Annotated in this window: 15 protein-coding genes; 11 read left to right on the forward strand and 4 right to left on the reverse strand. The window is 60.4% G+C overall.

What is annotated here, in order from left to right; all coding sequences use genetic code 11:
* Positions 1–8: 8 nt before the first annotated feature.
* Both FNT36_RS05785 and FNT36_RS05790 read left to right on the forward strand, forming a co-directional pair.
* Positions 9–416 carry a hypothetical protein gene (locus FNT36_RS05785; protein ID WP_144845246.1) on the forward strand — a complete coding sequence of 136 codons (408 nt, stop codon included), beginning with the start codon at positions 9–11 and terminating at the stop codon, positions 414–416.
* Positions 417–457: 41 nt separating this feature from the next.
* Entirely contained in the window at positions 458–892 is a 435-nt protein-coding gene (locus tag FNT36_RS05790) for a hypothetical protein (protein ID WP_144845248.1), read from the forward strand.
* A 73-nt stretch (positions 893–965) separates the two neighbouring features.
* Here FNT36_RS05790 and FNT36_RS05795 read toward each other — a convergent pair whose 3' ends face one another.
* The 3 genes from FNT36_RS05795 to FNT36_RS05805 form a co-directional block, all read right to left on the reverse strand.
* Positions 966–1,802: a hypothetical protein gene (locus FNT36_RS05795; protein WP_144845249.1), complete on the reverse strand. Its 837-nt coding sequence runs from the start codon at positions 1,800–1,802 to the stop codon at positions 966–968.
* 226 nt (positions 1,803–2,028) lie between these two features.
* Positions 2,029–2,811, reverse strand: a complete 783-nt coding sequence (locus tag FNT36_RS05800; RefSeq protein WP_144845251.1) for a class I SAM-dependent methyltransferase — start codon at positions 2,809–2,811, stop codon at positions 2,029–2,031.
* On the reverse strand, positions 2,799–3,176 hold the full coding sequence (locus FNT36_RS05805; protein ID WP_144845253.1) for a hypothetical protein: 378 nt from the start codon (positions 3,174–3,176) through the stop codon (positions 2,799–2,801). Before FNT36_RS05805 ends, FNT36_RS05800 begins: the two co-directional genes overlap by 13 nt.
* Positions 3,177–3,291: 115 nt before the next feature.
* Here FNT36_RS05805 and FNT36_RS05810 point away from each other — a divergent pair, with 115 nt between their 5' ends.
* From FNT36_RS05810 to FNT36_RS05825, 4 genes are all read left to right on the forward strand, one after another.
* Positions 3,292–4,248 carry a zinc-dependent peptidase gene (locus FNT36_RS05810; RefSeq protein WP_144845255.1) on the forward strand — a complete coding sequence of 319 codons (957 nt, stop codon included), beginning with the start codon at positions 3,292–3,294 and terminating at the stop codon, positions 4,246–4,248.
* Positions 4,249–4,409: 161 nt separating this feature from the next.
* On the forward strand, positions 4,410–5,822 hold the full coding sequence (locus tag FNT36_RS05815; protein WP_144845257.1) for a hypothetical protein: 1,413 nt from the start codon (positions 4,410–4,412) through the stop codon (positions 5,820–5,822).
* Positions 5,823–5,891: 69 nt separating this feature from the next.
* Positions 5,892–6,968, forward strand: coding sequence for a hypothetical protein (locus FNT36_RS05820; RefSeq protein WP_144845259.1), 1,077 nt, complete (start codon positions 5,892–5,894; stop codon positions 6,966–6,968).
* A 236-nt stretch (positions 6,969–7,204) separates the two neighbouring features.
* A complete protein-coding gene (locus tag FNT36_RS05825; RefSeq protein WP_144845261.1) occupies positions 7,205–8,584 on the forward strand; it encodes a hypothetical protein in 1,380 nt (459 codons plus the stop codon).
* A 3-nt stretch (positions 8,585–8,587) separates the two neighbouring features.
* Here FNT36_RS05825 and FNT36_RS05830 read toward each other — a convergent pair whose 3' ends face one another.
* Positions 8,588–8,968: an MGMT family protein gene (locus tag FNT36_RS05830; RefSeq protein ID WP_144845263.1), complete on the reverse strand. Its 381-nt coding sequence runs from the start codon at positions 8,966–8,968 to the stop codon at positions 8,588–8,590.
* A gap of 174 nt (positions 8,969–9,142) precedes the next feature.
* On the opposite strand from FNT36_RS05830, the gene FNT36_RS05835 reads away from it, so the two are divergent.
* The 5 genes from FNT36_RS05835 to FNT36_RS05855 all read left to right on the forward strand — a co-directional run bounded on the left by FNT36_RS05835 (position 9,143) and on the right by FNT36_RS05855 (position 16,660).
* Entirely contained in the window at positions 9,143–10,240 is a 1,098-nt protein-coding gene (locus FNT36_RS05835; RefSeq protein ID WP_233635702.1) for an efflux RND transporter periplasmic adaptor subunit, read from the forward strand.
* 98 nt (positions 10,241–10,338) lie between these two features.
* Entirely contained in the window at positions 10,339–13,452 is a 3,114-nt protein-coding gene (locus FNT36_RS05840) for an efflux RND transporter permease subunit (RefSeq protein WP_144845265.1), read from the forward strand.
* 134 nt (positions 13,453–13,586) lie between these two features.
* Positions 13,587–14,939 (forward strand): TolC family protein, encoded by a 1,353-nt coding sequence (locus tag FNT36_RS05845; RefSeq protein ID WP_233635703.1) that lies wholly within the window; start codon positions 13,587–13,589, stop codon positions 14,937–14,939.
* Between the two features lie 455 nt (positions 14,940–15,394).
* Complete coding sequence (locus tag FNT36_RS05850; protein WP_144845269.1) at positions 15,395–15,757, forward strand: RlpA-like double-psi beta-barrel domain-containing protein; 363 nt, start codon at positions 15,395–15,397, stop codon at positions 15,755–15,757.
* Positions 15,758–15,982: 225 nt separating this feature from the next.
* A complete protein-coding gene (locus FNT36_RS05855; RefSeq protein WP_144845271.1) occupies positions 15,983–16,660 on the forward strand; it encodes an RlpA-like double-psi beta-barrel domain-containing protein in 678 nt (225 codons plus the stop codon).
* Positions 16,661–16,683: the final 23 nt, after the last annotated feature.

The raw sequence follows: 16,683 nt of genomic DNA on the forward strand, positions 1-16,683 counted from the left end.
TAGTAATTATGCTTACTTCTACTGTTGCCACTGTTTTCACTAATGCAGTTGGCACTATTGAGGCCCATCCGCAGGGCTATGCCATTGTGCGCTATCATCCTGGTATGGTCGAGATTCCCGCCCTGCAAGAGCTCTTAATGCACCTAGGCCAGTTGCTGCTACAGCGCGGCTGGCGCAAGGTGCTGGTGGACAGCCGGGAGCTCACCGTGTTTAGGCAGGAAGTGAAAGACTGGACGCGGGCCAACTGGATAGCACCCGTTATTCCGCGTCCCCACGAGTTGGTGCTGGCTACCCTGCTGCCCAACAATGTCTTTGGCCGCTTAGCCATGGCCGAGCTCCAGCTGAGCGCAGCCAGCGGCAACCTCAATCTCAATTTTGACGACGAAGCTGCGGCGCACGCGTACTTAGGGAGCTAGTTTTCCCTTATCCCGTGCCATACGCGACGTATCTCTTTGCGATGCCCGACCAAATTATCTTTTCTGAGCCCTACGGCAGTGTGCTTGTCGACATCAGCGTGCCGTGCGTTATTACCCAGTGGCACGCCTTTGCCAACGCTACAGCATTTATTGCTTTGCAGCAATTTGCATTAGAATATTTTGAGGCGCATTCCTCGCCCGCTCGGCCCTGGGGCTGGGTAGGCGATGTGCGCCAGATGGGCGCCATTCCGGCCAAAGCCCAGGCTTGGCTGCTAGCTGATTTCAATCCGCGGGCCACGGCGGCGGGCCTGCGCGAGGTAAGCGTGGTGCTGGCCGAAACCGTTTTTGGCCAAATTGCTACCCAGACTTACGCTCAAAATACTGCACAGGCCCGCCCGTCTTACGAGTTAAATACCCAGTTCTATAACTCGCTGGAAGCTGCCAAAGCAGGTGCCCGCCTGGCGTTAAGTCACTAGCCTGCCTTTTAGCCAGCCCTAGGTAGGCTGAGGCAGCACCCCGAACATAAAGCCAGCGGCCTTTACGTTACTGCTAGCGCCGCTGGTGCGACTGCACAAAGCTGAGCGCTACCTGCCGCCGGCCCACGGGCGCCAGCACCTGCAAGCCATCGGCGTGGTCGAAGCGGGGCAAATACACGTAGCCGCGCACTTGCTGGCCTGGCTGCAAGACAACGCGCCGCAGGGCATACTCGCTCAGTTGCCCGGCACGTTGCGCTAGGGCCTCGGCGGTGGCGGCGTGGCGCACCCGGTTGGCGGTCGAAACGGCCTGGTAGGCCCAGGCCACATTGTGAATAGTGGCCCGCGCCTGAGCCTGGTCGAAGGTTTCGGGCCGGCGGCGGGTAGTGCTGGCAATATCGGTACCTAGGGCCACGGCAAAAAGCGCAATGCTCACCCAGTCGGTGCGGCTGGCTTTGCGGGCCTCGTGGTTGGCCCCATCTTGAAGCTGTACTATTTGAGGCTCGGGGTCGAGGGCTGGAAGCGGAGCGGGCGGCAGCGCCGGCCAGGGCAGCTGCTGGGTAGCGGCAGCCACGGCGGCAGGCACACGCTCGCCGTGGCGAATACGCTGGGTGGGCGGCACCACGCCCACCTCTCGTACGGGCGCGTAGGCAAAGGCCGTGGGCTCAATCACGATGGGCCGACCCGAGTCGTTGCGGTACTCGGCATTGAAAACCAAGTATTCCGGCTCATACCCTAGGAAATTTAGGCGCAGGGCGACGCTATCGGCGGCGGCCTCGGCCATAGGCTCACCGCTGGCAAAGAGCGTGTGAGGCTGGGCAGGCTGCACACCCAGCAGGTAGCTAGGGGCACAGCCCAGGGTGGCCACGGCCAGCAACGGAGCCAGCAGGCGGCAAGCGTAGCGAAGGAACATAGGCGCGAGCAAAAAGCAGGTGGTATTTCCTGCAAGATGCACCAGCCAGCGTAAAGGTTGCCTATGGTGCTAGCCTAAGTAAAGATGAGGTAGTTAGCTACCCACGCACGGCGGCACCTATCAACTGCAAACGCGCAAGTCGCACGGGCGCCCTGCCGCTACTGGCAAGGGCTTTTATAGCGCTATATACGCTGGTTTGAGGGAACGACAACGCCGCAGCTTAGTCTTATTCGGCGCTACTTTCCAGCTTCTCACCCACAAAAAAATAATGCCGGTGCAGCAGCGACTTGAAACCAAACAGCTGCTCGCGCAACTCGCGACCAGTGCTACTACGCAGGCGGCGCAGTTGCCACCACTGCCAGGGCCACAGCAGCAGCGCCAGTGGCAAGTACAGCAGGTCTTCGGTATAGCGGGCAGTGTATACCACCTGCGTCAGCCGAATGCCGTTGATGTCAAACAGCCGCTTTAGCTCCTGGTGCTGCACCAGCTGGAAGTTGCCTTCGTCGGGCTCGAACAGCAGCCGAAAGCGCCGCACCCGGCCCGAGAATAAATACGACAGCCGGTCGCGCACGCTCAGGCAATTATCGTTGCTCACCAGCAGCAGGCCGCCCGGCCGCAGTCGGCGGGCACAATTGCCCACAAACTGCGCCGTATTGGCAAAGCACATGATGCCGCTGATGGACGTAATCACGTCGAACGCGGGGCCGGACTCAAACGGAAACTGGCGGCTGAGGTCAGCGGTCTCGTAGCCCGCCAAGTCCTTTGGCGTAGTGGGCGGCGTAGTGCGCACATCGGCACCCCACAACTGCGGCTGGGTGAAAAACCGCCGCACCTGCCCCAAAAACTCGCCCTGCCCGCAAGGCAGGTCGAGCCAGCGCACGGGCTGGCTAAGACGTGCGCCTTGGTGGCGCAGCAAATACGCCAGCACGTCGCGGTTAACGTGCTTTTGCGTATTGCCGCGCGGCACCGTGGCAAGCTGCGCGGTGGTTTCCGGCCCTAGGCCTTCCATAGCTCGTGCTCCTGGCCTTTGCTGGTAGTAAGCACGAAGCGGGCGGGGTTAGGACGCAGCACGAGGCGCACGCGGCCGGGGTATTTTTCCGAGTCTATCCACACGCCGTCTTCCTTTTGCGGGGTGAGGGTGGCGGGCAGGTAGGCCGTGGGCAGCAGCACATCGGTGTCCGACTTGAGGTCGGCGTGCACGGTTTCCAGTGCGGCTTCGAGGTCGGCGCCATAGTCGTCGTTGAAGTCGTCTTCGAGGTCGTGCAGGGCTTCTTCCACGTCGTCGTAGCGAGCGTCGTCGTAGGTCAGGGTTTGCAGCTCGGCTTTTTTCTCAATCAGGGCCACGAGGGCTTTGTTCAGGTCGGTGGCGTTCATGGGGGAAGGCGGCAGAGAATATGAGCGAGGTAAAGCACAAAAATGCACCCGAAACGGCAATTGGCCCAGCGCTGGCCCTAAACCGTGCGGCCCGCCTGCCCGTTTAGCCGGGCCTATGCTTCTTTCTTATCTGCTGGCCGCAGCCACGCTGCTGGCCTTAGTGTTCGGCTTTTACCGCTACCTCACCGCCGATGCTCGCCGGCAGCGGGCGGCACTGGCCGCGCCTTTTCCTGGCCATTGGCGCGAGCTACTTCTCACGCATGTAGCGTTTTATGCTGGCCTAGAGGAAGCTGAGAAAACGCGCTTTGAGCAGGCCATGCAGCTATTCTTGGCCCGCACGCGGCTCACCGGCATCCAAACCGAGGTAGATGACCTCACGCGAGTGCTCACGGCGGCCGCCGCCGTTATTCCAGTATTTGGTTTTCCAGGCTGGGAATATCCGACACTGCACGAAGTGCTGATAGTACCCGACGCCTGGCAGCTCGAAACCAGCCCCGACCAAGAGGTGCAGCCGCTGCAAGGCACGCTCCTAGGGTCGGTACAGGGCTTTCAAACCTCGCAGTACATGCGCCTCTCGCGAGCGGCGCTGGTGCAGGGCTTTGCCGATGCTGAAGACCGACACAACGTGGGCGTGCACGAGTTTGCGCACCTCGTAGACGAGGCCGATGGCCAGATAGACGGCGTGCCCGCCGCCGTGCTACCGCCCGCCCTGCGCCAGCCCTGGGCCGAGGTCATGCACCGCGAGCTGGCCGCCATCCGGGCCGGGCACTCCGACATCGACTCCTACGCGGGAACCAACGAAGCGGAGTTTTTTGCGGTGGTAAACGAGTACTTCTTTGAGCGCCCTGAAAAGCTGCAAGAGCATCACCCTGAGCTGTTCGAGTTGTTGAGCCAGGCCATGCACCAGCACCCCGAGCAGACCCTAGGCGCCCGCCCCGGCCACCTCGACCCGCGCCAGTGGCTGCGCCAGCTGCGCGCCAACAAGAAGGTCCTAGGTCGCAATTCGCCCTGCCCCTGCGGCTCAGGTAAGAAGTATAAGGATTGCCACCTAGCAGTGAACCAAGATGCCTAGGCCACCTAGGGCGAGCCCACAAGATTTGGGCAGCAGGCTGGCCATTACAAATACACAAGGCGAGAGGGCTCCAAAAAAGAAGGTGAGTAGTTTAGCGCCCGGCTTTTACCTCCTGCCCTAAAAATGGTCCTGGCCGCGACCCTAGGGCAGCTACTCACTTTATGAAGCAGCTTTTACTTAGCTTGTTGCTAGCAACGGCCAGCCTGGGGGCACGGGCCCAGGACTATTACCTTGACCTCAGCCGCCAGCGGCTGGAGGTACCGGGCCGCACTATAGCCGTGGAGCAGGTACTCGACGGGCGCCGCGGCGCCCCGTCGCTGGGCTTCGTGTATCGCGGGTTGAGCAACGGCCGCGCCCGCGCCGTAGCCTTTCGCCAAGGCTTGGGCCCCGAGCTCACCGCCTTTACTCAGTATCAATTGCCGGCCCAGCCTACCGACCACCCGCTGGTGCTGTGCGTGCGGCAATTGCGCCTCAACGAGGAGCATACCATCGGGATAGAAACCGCCAAGGCCTACCTCAGCCTCGATGCCTACCTGCACCAGCCCGACGGCTACCACTTTGTGCAAAGCATTGCCTCGCAAACTACCGCCCAGGGTACGGAAGTAACTAAGCTGCACGCGGGCCACTTGGCCCTGCTGCTGAGCTACTGCCTGGGGCAGCTATCGCGGGCCGACTGGGCGGCGGCATCGGCCCAGCCGGCCCGCACGCTGGCCCAGTTGCCAACCGATGTGCCGGTGGCGCTGGCTAGTCGCACGCCCGTGGCTAGGCAGCCGGCCATTTTGCGCGAGCTGCCGCGGCGGGGCATTTACCACAGCTTCGCGCAGTTTTTGGCCAATCGGCCCGACAATCGCCACGCCCTGCGCCTCGATACCGTGCAGCCGCGTTTGCGTAGCTTACTGGCCTGGCAGCAGTGGCAGCGCGTGCCATGGGTGCGCCCACTGGTGGCCGACAGCCTAGGGGGCTGGGCCGAGCCTACCAGCATCTGGGGCTTTTCGGATGGGCAGGGCGTATTTGTGCAGCACGACCAGCATTTTTTTCCGCTGCAGCGGCAGGCTTCCTTCTTTACCACGGTGGGTACTGCCTTGCTCGATGAGGAAGTGCGGCGCCAGCAGGCGGCGGCCCGCGCTCAGGCTGGCTACAGCAGTGGGGTATTTAAGGTACCGGCCGTTGTTACCGATGTGCCAGTGTGCTATGCCGTCGATATGCAGTCGGGCCGGCTCTACCCCTACCCCGGCCTGCGGGCGCCCACCCGCCCCGACACGGCCTACGTGTACGTGTACCGGCCCGCCCAGGCCGCGGGGCCGGACCAGGTGCAAGTGTGGCTCAATGGCAAGCAGGCCGGCACCCTGCGCCCCGGCCAGTACCTAGAGCTGCCTTGGCCCCATTACGATACTTTGTTTAGCTTGTGCCTCACCGATGGCACCAGCGGCAGCGCCTGCCAGCACCTGATGCCCGACGTAGCCCAGCCCAACTTTCTGCGGGTCAGCTTTAGCCCCGAGGCCCCGCTGTGGCAATGGGTGCCCGTGAGCCAGGGCCTAGCCGACTTGGATGAGTTGGATAGGCTGCGGAAATAAGTACGCAGCCACAGATATACTGCACAACTCTTGCTGCTTTCTTCGCATCGGATTCTAAGTTCGATACGAATGAGCTACCACGTACACATCACCCGCAAAGCCACTAATTGGGCCGATAAAAACGACCCCGCCACCATTACCCAGGCCGAGTGGGAAGCTTACGTGGTAAGCGACGCCGAAATGCGGCTGAATAATCAATCAGAAGAGCCTGAACTCATAGCCGACCCTACCGAGATGCTCCACCCGGATGGGCTAAGCATCTGGTTACCTTACACCGAGAGGAGCAAAGCCGGCCACTACGCCTGGTTTTACCACGACCAGGACCACGTAACGGTAGAAGGCCCCGATGAAGAGATACTGGGCAAGATGCTGGCTATCGCCCACGCTCTACAAGCCCGCGTGCAAGGCGACGATGGCGAGTATTTTGACGACCCAGGCCAGCCCTACGGGTTGCAGCCCGAAGACGACGGCCTAGCCTGGGCGGTATCAGATTTTCGGGAGTTTCAGACGACAGCCTCGGCCGAAGCCGCGCAGCCGCTGCTGCAAGCGCTGGCGCGGCAGGGCCTCGACTACCGCACCAGCCAAGACAACGGGCAGGTGGCCTTCGACCCTTCCTTTGCCAATAATCAGCTCATCAGCAAGTTTATTATCAAGCTGCGGCTCGCCGATTTTGAGCGGGGCAGCCAAGCACTGGCCGACCTGAATCAGCACGCCCTCAGCCAAGTAGACCCCAGCCATTATTTGTTCAGCTTTTCCGATGAAGAGCTGTTTGACCTGCTAGTGAAGCCCGACGAGTGGAGCGCCTTCGATGTGACGCTGGCGGGCCAGCAGCTGCGGCAGCGCGGGCGCGACATCTCGCCCGATACCTTACAGCTGCTGCGGCAGCGCCGCGTGGCCGAGCTAGCCCAACCCGACCAAGAGCATAGCGCCTGGGTGAAAGGCGGCTATGTGTCGGCCCTCCTAGGCGGCTTTTTAGGTATAGTGGTGGGGTACCAGCTGTACTTCAGCCGCAAGCAGCTGCCCGATGGGCGGCGCATGTACGTGTACTCTGCCCGCGACCGCGTACACGGCATTCGCATCCTGGTGCTGGGCATCATCATGTTCTTGCTGCTACTAACTGCCCGGCTTATTCGGCTGATGAACTAGCTGACAACGAGCGTTGAGGCTGCGCCAAGTGGTAGGCAGGCACCTTGTGCCCTAGGTCACAATTCGCTCTATTCCTGCGGCTCAATTAAGAAGTATAAGGGCTGCCATCCGGGGGCATAAACACCTAATTTTGTGAGTGTATGGAGAATCACTGCCGGAATTAGTATTGGTGCCAAGTACTGCCCCTATGCCTCGTGAGCAATGATGTATTTACCAGGTAATAACCCGCTTGCTTTATGACTAAAAAATTACTTTTTCTCGGCTTGCTACTGAGCTGCCTGACCTTGGCTCGGCCAGGCGCGGCGCAGGTAGTCCAATACCTGCCCCCACTGGTAGCGGCGCACGCGATGCCGCCCGGCCTAGTGGGCGTGAGCCGGGTAGTAGATGCCCGGCCGAGTAGCCCACCGACACTCGGCTACTCACTCTCGGGCGGGGCTGGCCCGCAGCCAGTGACATTTGCGCAACCCCTTGCCCCTACTTTATTGGCGTTTTTGCAGCAGCAAGTACCGCCAAGCGAGATTCCCGGCCGGGAACTGGTGATGAGGCTAACCCGACTTGAACTAGAAGAGCTGAAGCTACAGGCGGTGGCGCGCCTGGAAGCTGAGTTTTACCTGATGGCGCCCGACAGCAGCTACCAGTTGGTGGCCCGTTGCACGGAGGCAGCCCAGCGCCCTATAACTGGCAGGCGCGAGGTGTCCTTAATTGTTCATAGCCAAAATTTGAGCGACGTACTGCAGAGGGCATTGAATACAGGTGGCAATCTGACGCAATGGCTGCCCAATGGGCCGCGCCGCTCGAATAGCCAATTGCAGGCCCCCAAGTCAGTCGGGCCCGCTGGCCCGCGCTGGCCTATTCTGGCTGAGGGCGCCACGCGCCGGCCGGGCTTTTACCGCACCTTCGATGATTTTAGAAACAACAGGCCAACCGAAGCCGACCGCCTAGAAGTGGAGCGCCACCCAAATAGCAACGCCGAGCGCGCCGATGATTATGGGGTAGCGCCCTACTACCGCGAGGCCAATGGCCGGCGCAAGCCCGCCACCATTTACTGGGGATTTTCCGATGGGCAGCATGCTTACATTCGGTTCGATTTCACCTATTATCGGCTCCTGCCGCAGCCTGGCGGCTTTATGTTCGACACCCAGGCGAAACTTCGCAGCACCGGCGCGCTTTACGTCATGGGCGGGATTTACCCTACGGCTTCTATAAAGCCGCGCGAACGCTACGAGATAGATTTGGACGCAGGCACCGGCGTGCCTTTCCTACCCGCGCATCATGCACTCAACCCGCAGAGCCAGTTACTTAACCCGCAGAGCCGGCCAACGCAGCTACTGATTTACCGTCCCCGGTCGGCCAAAGGGCCGGCCGCGCAAATACGCCTGGCTCCTGACCAGCCGGCACAAAGCCTAGCCGCAGGCGAATACCTGCAGTTTTCGCCCCCTGCCGACCAGCCGCTAACCGTGCGCGTACAGCTGGCCGGCGGTGGTGAAGCCACCTTGCCCATACTTCCCACCGCCGAAACCGCCGTTTATTTGCAGTGCCGCCCAGGCCAGGCCGTCCCGCTTCAACAAGTGAAAGTTGAAGTAGGCGCCGCCGCCGTCTCGCGCCTAGTAGACTGAGGCCTACTCTAACTCCTTATTCGGGTCCCAGTAAAGCTTTTCAAAATCGACCACTGTGTCGTCTTCCACGCGCACGCCCTCGGCTTCTAGGCGCTCCTGCATGGCGGTGGGCGTGGGAAAGTGGTGCAGTCCCGTGAGCTGCCCGAGGCGATTGACGACCCGGTGAGCGGGCACGGGTTCTTCGTTCTGGAGGGTGAGGGCGTCGAGGTTGGCGGCCATGAGGGCGTAGCCCACGGTACGGGCGCCGCGCCCGCTTCCTAGGTACCTCGCAATGGCGCCGTAGCTCGTCACGCGGCCCGGCGGCACGAGGCGCGTAACCTGGTGTACATCTTGGAAAAAATTACGCTCTTCGGAGGGGGCGGCGGGGGCAGTGGGCTTCTTCATAAGTAGGGCGTAAATGGGGGCGCAGAAGTGCAACTTAGCCCTATCTGGTGCGTCCTTTGGCTCTAGCTGAACCCAAAGGAAGCGCGCTCGGTTGTCGGAGCCCGCCCCGCCGGTTCGCTTGTTCTTGTTTATCTGCTGGTTAAGCAGCGCCGCGCCGCCTCCTACTTTTCTGATTTGCACTTTCTAGTCCGCCTGCCCGCTCCTATCCGCGCCCTGCGCCTATCGCCTACAGCCTGCTTGCTCGTGGCCAGCGGCGCCCTGCTCGCCGCCTGCCACGCCAAGCCCGACGAGGCCAAAGGCGGTGGTGGCAAGGGCGATAAAAAAAATAGCGGCCCCGCCCTGGTCGATGTGCTTGTGGCCCGCCCGTCGTCGGTGAGCGACTCGGTAGAAGCCAACGGCACCGTGGTGGCCAACGACTTTGTGGAGCTGCACCCAGAGGTGAGCGGTCGCATTATCAGCCTCAACGTGCAGGAAGGCCGCCGCGTGAGCAAGGGCACAATCATCGCCCGCATCAACGACGCCGACCTGCGCGCCCAGCTTCAAAAAACCAATGCTGTGCTGCGCGTGGCTCAGCTTTCGGTCAATCGCCTCGAAAAGCTGTTGAAGGTGCAGGGCGTAAACCAAGCCGACTACGACCTAGCTGTGAGCCAGGTGCAGAGCGGCCAGGCCGACGCCGCCTACACGCAGGCACTCATCGCCAAAACCGTAGTGCGGGCGCCCTTTACCGGTGTCCTAGGTCTGCGCCAGGTGAGCCCCGGCGCCTACGTGACGCCCGCTACCATCATCGCCACCTTGCAGGCCGACAATAAGTTGAAGGTCGATTTCACCTTGCCCGAGGCTTATAATGCCTTGGTGCAGCCCGGCGCAAAAGTGACGGTGAATTTCGGTGGCAACCCGCCGCGCCGCTACTCGGCAACGGTGCAAGCCCTGGAAAGCCAGATAAACCAAACCACTCGCAACCTGACCGTGCGTGCCCTGCTGCCGGCTGGCGCACAGGTGAGCCCTGGCGCGTTTGCCCGCGTGCAGGTGCCCACCGGCGCGGCGCGGCAGCGCGTGGTAGTGCCCACCAATGCCATCATGCCGGGCGACAAGTCGGACCAGGTAGTGCTAGTAAAGCACGGCAAGGCCCAGATGCAAAACGTGAAAACCGGTGACCGCCAAAACGATAAAATTGCCATTGTGAGTGGCCTAGCTACCGGCGACTCGGTAGTGACCAACGGCGTGCTGTTTACGCAGCCCGGCAAGCCGGTGAAGGTGCGCGGTGTGAAGTAAACAAGTTTGCTTGATAGAAACCGTCTGTCATACTTATCTGGCGTCCGCGCAGCAAAGCGGCGCCGAAGCATAACAGACGTCTTTTACAACTATACAAAATGAATATATCCGAGCTATCCCTCAAGCGCCCGGTGCTGGCGACGGTTTTCAACCTGCTGCTCATCCTGTTTGGGGCGGTGGGCTTTTCGTTTTTGGCCTTGCGCGACTACCCGGCCATTGACCCGCCGATTATTAGCGTGAGCACTTCCTACACCGGTGCCAACGCAGATGTTATTGAAAACCAAATAACGGAGCCGCTAGAAAAGCAGATTAACGGCATTCCGGGCATCAAGTCTATTACTTCCAGCTCGTCGCTGGGTAGCAGTAATATCACCGTCGAATTTAACCTTGATGTGGACCTAGAGGCCGCTGCCTCCGATGTGCGCGACAAGGTGGGCCAAGGTGTGCGCTCACTGCCACAAGACATCGACGCGCCGCCGGTGGTGGCCAAGTCAGACGCCAACTCGGACAACATCTTGATTCTGGCCGTGCAGAGCCGCACCAAGAACCTGATGGACCTGAGCGACTTTGCGGAAAACAACTTACAGCAGCGCTTCCAAACGATTGACGGCGTATCGGCCATCAACATCTTTGGGCAGCAGCGCTACGCCATGCGCCTGTGGCTCGACCCGGCCAAGATGGACGCTTTTCAGGTGTCGTTTACGAACGTGCAACAGGCCCTGAACGCGGAGAACGTGGAAGTGCCAGCCGGTAAAATCTACGGCGGCCAAACCGAGCTGACCATCCGCACGATGGCGCGCTTCACGACTGAGGCGCAGTTCCGCAACCTCATTTTGCGCGAAGACAAAAACGGCATCGTGCGCCTCGGCGACGTGGCCCGGGTGGTCCTAGGTCCCGAAAGCTACGAGCAGGCTTGGAAAGTGAACGGCGCCTACGCCATTGGCTTGGCCGTGGTGCCGCAGCCGGGCTCCAACTACGTGGCCATCGCCGACGAATTTAACAAACGCCTGGCCGAGGTACAGAAGGAAAATAAGTCGGATATCCAGATGCGGATTTTGACCGACAACACCAAAATCGTGCGTAGCTCGATTGAGGAAGTAGAGGAAACGCTGATTATTTCCTTCGGCTTGGTGGTGGTCGTGATTTTCTTCTTCTTCCGCAACTGGCTCACGGCCTTGCGCCCACTCATCGACATTCCGATTTCGCTGGTGGCCACGTTCTTTATCATGTACCTAGCGGGCTTCACCATCAATATCCTCACGCTCCTAGGTATCGTGCTGGCCACGGGCCTGGTAGTAGACGATGGTATTGTGGTGACGGAGAACATATTCCGCAAGCTCGAAGAGGGCATGGATATCAAAACGGCGGCACTGGAGGGCAGTAAGGAAATCTTCTTCGCCGTTATCTCGACCTCGCTCACGCTGGCGGTAGTGTTCTTGCCAGTAATATTTCTGGAAGGCTTCACGGGGCGCTTGTTCCGCGAGTTTGGGGTAGTAGTAGCGGGGGCGGTGCTGATTTCGGCCTTCGTGTCGCTCACCATCACGCCGGTGCTCAACGTGGTGCTGCACCGCGAAAACACCAACAAGGAAGGCAGTGGCCACGGCAAGTTTTACGACATGACCGAGCCCTTCTTCCAAGGCATGGAAAACTGGTACGGGCGCATTGTGGGCGGCTTTTTGAAAGTGCGTGCCCTAGCTTGGGTAGTAGTGGCCGCCTGCGCTGGCCTCATCTATTTCATCGGCAAGGGCATTCCCAATGAACTAGCGCCGCTCGAAGACCGCAGTAGCGTGCGCCTGACCCTGACTGGGCCGGAGGGCACGAGCTTCGACGCGATGGAGAAAATTAGTAGCCAGGTGGCGGCTTTCGTGAGTGACTCGGTACCCGAAAACGACTTCGTATTCGCTCGCACGCCTGCCGGCGGCAGTGCCAATACGGCGCAGGTGCGCGCTGGCCTAGTGCCGCCCGACCAGCGCAAGCGCACCCAGGACCAGATAGCCAAGTACCTTACCAAGAGCACCAAGCGCTTCAACGACGCCCGCATTTTCGTAGTGCAGGAGCAAACCATCGCGGTGGGCTCGGGTGCCAAAAGCAGCGTGCCGGTGCAGTTTGTGCTTCAAAACACCGACCTAGAGAAGATAAAGGACGCGCTGCCCAAGTTCCTGGCCGCCGCTCGCCAAGACCCCACGTTCCAGAACGTAGACGCCAACCTCAAATTCAACAAGCCTGAGGTGCAGCTGACCTTCGACCGTCTTAAAATTAGGGACCTAGGGCTGACTACGCAAGACGTGGTGGCGGCTGTGCAGGGCGCCTTCGGTGGCCGGCGCATGGCTTACTTCCTGCTCAATGGCCGGCAGTACCAAGTAATCGGGCAGGTAGACCGCAACTCGCGCAGCGCTCCCAACGACATCAGCCGCCTCTACGTCACCAACAGCCGCGGCGAGAGCATCCCACTATCGTCGGTGGTGCACCAGACCGAAAACTCCAACCCCAGCACGCTTTACCACTTCAACCGCCTAAAAGCGGCCACCTTATCGGCACAGCTGGCCGAGGGCAAAACAGTGGGCGACGGCGTGCGGGCCATGCAGGCCATTGCCGACAAGACGCTAGATGCCAGCTTCTCGACGGCGCTTACCGGCTCGTCGCGCGACTTTGCCGAGAGCTCGGGCAACACGGCCTTCGCCTTTATGCTGGCGCTAGTGCTCATTTATTTGCTGCTGGCAGCGCAGTTTGAGAGCTTCCGCGACCCACTCACCATCCTGCTCACTGTACCGCTGGCTTTGGCGGGCGCGCTGCTGAGCTTGTGGCTCATGGGCCAGACGCTCAATATCTTTTCGCAAATCGGGATGATTATGCTCATCGGCCTGGTGACCAAAAATGGTATCCTCATTGTGGAGTTTGCCAACCACCAGCGCGACGCCGGCCTACCCCTACGCGAGGCCGTGCGCCTAGCGGCGCAGCAGCGCTTGCGCCCCATCCTGATGACCTCGCTGGCTACTGCCCTAGGTGCCTTGCCCATTGCCCTCAGCCTCGGGGCGGCTAGCACAAGCCGCAAGCCGCTGGGCACTGTTATTGTGGGTGGCATTTTGTTCTCCTTGATTTTGACACTGTTGGTTATTCCGGCCGTGTACACCTTCATCGGGAAGGAGCACAAGCCAGATATTACCGATGCCGAACCAATGCCCGTTCACGAGCCCGCCGAAGTAGCCGCGTAAAAAGTCGCTTGTCATGCAGCGCGCAGCGAAGCATCTCGCGTGGCGCAGCAATTCTGAACGTTTTTGAAGTTAGTTCACCGTGCAAGATGCTTCGCTGCGCGCTGCATAACGGACGTATTTGTTGCCATCTTTTCATGAAACCGCTCCTCATTGGCCTAGGGCTATTTAGCCTCCCGCTTGCGGCCCTGGCCCAAACGCCTACCCCCGCTGTGCCCCCGCCCACCGTGGCGGCGGCCGACAACCAGGCGCCTGTACTTACGCTGCGCGACGCACTACAAACGGCCCTTAAAAACAGCCTCGACATTCAAATTGGCCGAAACAATGTCGAGGTTCAGAGCCTACAAAATACCTTAGGCTTTGCGGGCGGGCTGCCCACGGTGGGTTTGACTGCTAGCAACAACGTGGTGATTAACAACACCCGGCAGCAGTTTAATACCGGCGACCCGCGCCAAGCCACTGGCGCCCGCTCGACGCAGTACGCGGTGGGCCTGGCCGGCACCTACTTGCTTTATAATGGGGGCTACGTGGTGGCCAACCGCAAGCGCCTAGGTGAGCTGCAGCAAATCAGCGAGTTTCAACTCAACTCGACGGTGCAGAACGTGCTGGCCGACGCCAGCCTCAAGTACTACGCCGTGGTGCAGCAGCAGCGCTATATCCGCACCCTAGAGGCCTCGGTAGAGGTGTCGCGCCAAAAGCTGCGCCTCATCGACGCCCGGCAAGCGGTGGGCCTGGCCAATAATGCCGACCGCTTTCAGGCCCAGCTCGACCTCAATGCCCAGCTGCAAACCCAGCAGCAGCAAGCGCTGGCTGCCCAGCAAGCCAAGGCCGACTTGCTACGCGCCCTCACGCTCGACCTAGCCACACCCGTGGCCGTAGAAGATACCATTCCGGTAGACCGCTCGCTGCGCTGGACCGACCTCGAAACGTCGCTGCAGCGCAACCCCGACCTGCTAGCCGCCGACCGCCAAGTGCGCGTGAACGAGCTCTTGGTGCGCCTGGCCCAGGCCAATCGCTACCCCGCTCTAAGCCTGAACGCGGGCACTAACTATAACCGCTCGCAGAATGCGGTTGGCAATACGCTCTTCAACCAGAGCTACGGCCCCTATGGGGGCCTAGGGCTTACACTTCCTATTTACGCCGGTGGCGTGAACAAGCGCCTAGTCGACGTGGCCCGCGTGAACACCCGCACGGCCGAGGCCCAGCGCACCATTGTGCAGCAAAACAACCTCGTGAATGCCCGCAAAGCGTGGCTGGCTTACGAGCAGACCCTGACCCTGGTCGATACCGCCGAACAGAACTACACCACCGCCCGCCGGCTGCTCAAGCTTATCCAGATGCGCCTCGATGCTGGCATTGCCACACTGGTCGATGTGCGCATTGCCCAGCAGAGCTTTGAAGATGCGGGCTACCGCTTGGTCACCTATCGCTACAATGCCAAGTCGGCTGAGATAACGCTGCGCCAATTAGCGGCGCTGCTCGCGCCCTAGGTCTCTTTTTTTGACTTTACCAGCTTTCAAGCAGGCGGCCGCGGCGGCGTCAATACTAGTCATTTTAGTAAAAACTCACTAGTATTGACGCCACCGCGGCCGCTGTCTGTTGGCGGCAGATGGTTAGCAACTAATACGCCGCTAAAAACGGCTTCTAGATTGCGTAAACGCACATTTACGATAATCACAAGTTAACATTAAAACATTTCAGGACAGCGAGTTGTTAAAAGCTTTGTCTCATCGAAAAATGAGTCTAAAAGCTATTACTGCCGAGCTAAAATGGCAGCCAACAAACCCGCTAACTGATGAATAAAATTGGATTATTGAGCTGTGCATACCTAGCCATTATAGGCTGGGGCTTCTCTTATACGGCTCCTACTCCTGCACGCCGGCCAGTAGCTTTTGCTACTTTTTTTAACTTACGTTCTACGCCACCTACTCCGGCACCAGTGAGCGTGAAAGCGCCCGCTGCACTTCCTAAAACCTACACGGTGACGGCCACTGCCTACGAAGCCGTACCAGGCCAAACCGATGCCGACCCCTTCGTAACGGCCGACAACTCGCGCATTCCGAAAGGCTACGGCAGCCACACCCGCTGGCTGGCCCTCTCGCGCGACCTACTGCGCCCTTGGGGCGGCCCCTTCACCTATGGCGATACGGTACGCGTGCACGGCATCTCGCCTACCCTCGATGGGGTGTACGTAGTGCACGACACCATGAACCGCCGCCATCACCGTTGCCTCGATGTATTGGTGCATCCGCGCGAGCATGTCGATTTATTTAAGGCGGGCGCCAAGCTGCAACTGGCCACCCTGTAGCCGCAACGGCGACTTTTCAACTGAACTTATAGGGGGCGCCTCTTCGTTAGGGCTGCTACGCTGGTCGCCTGCCGATGGCAGCGAGCCTAGTCTACCGCGCCTACGCAGCGGTTCACTTAACAGGAGCACTTGACTACACCTACTTCACTAAGCAGCAGCCAGGCCTCTTCTCGTCAGTCTGGTACTACTACTTTAGGCTGGCTAGCATTAGGAATTTTGCTACTCGTGCTACTTGGCACCGCGGCGGCCCGCACCACTGCTGCGCGCCGCGCTTCTGCTACCAGCGCAGTATATATGGTGAAGGCTACTGCCTACGAGGCGGTACCGGGCCAAACTGATAACAAGCCTTTTGTAACGGCTGACAATTCGCGCATCCCGAAAGGCTACGGCAGCCACACCCGCTGGCTGGCCCTCTCGCGCGACCTACTGCGCCCTTGGGGCGGCCCCTTCGCCTACGGTGACAAAGTGCGTGTGCAGGGCATCTCTCCTGCGTTCGATGGGGTGTATACGGTGCATGACACTATGAACCGGCGCTATCGCCACTGCCTCGATGTACTGGTGCACCCGCGCGAGCACGTCAGCATTTCGCAGGCCGGCGTAAAGCTTCAGCGGGTGTCACCGGCACTATCCAGAAATAGTCGCCGCTCGCTAGCATCGCACCGGCCTTCTCCTAAGAAGCTGACCGCTCACCGGGGCAGCCACTCTCGCCAGGAGGTGGCCCAGCATGCGCCACGGTCCCGCCGCCGGGCTCACTCGGCAGCAGTGGCTGTAGCTCCTCGCCCAGCCAAGCTAGCACTTAGTAAGAAGCGGTCCCCATTGCGAGCTCACTCAAAGCCCAGCCGAGCCCGCCAGCAACTGGCTGCGCTGCCCAAACGTGCTGCCAAGAAGCGTACGGGCGCCTAGCCTTCTGTGCTCGTAGCATATGG

Origin of the sequence: Hymenobacter setariae (assembly GCF_007713685.1) — a bacterium.
GTDB classification, from domain to species: Bacteria; Bacteroidota; Bacteroidia; order Cytophagales; family Hymenobacteraceae; genus Hymenobacter; species Hymenobacter setariae.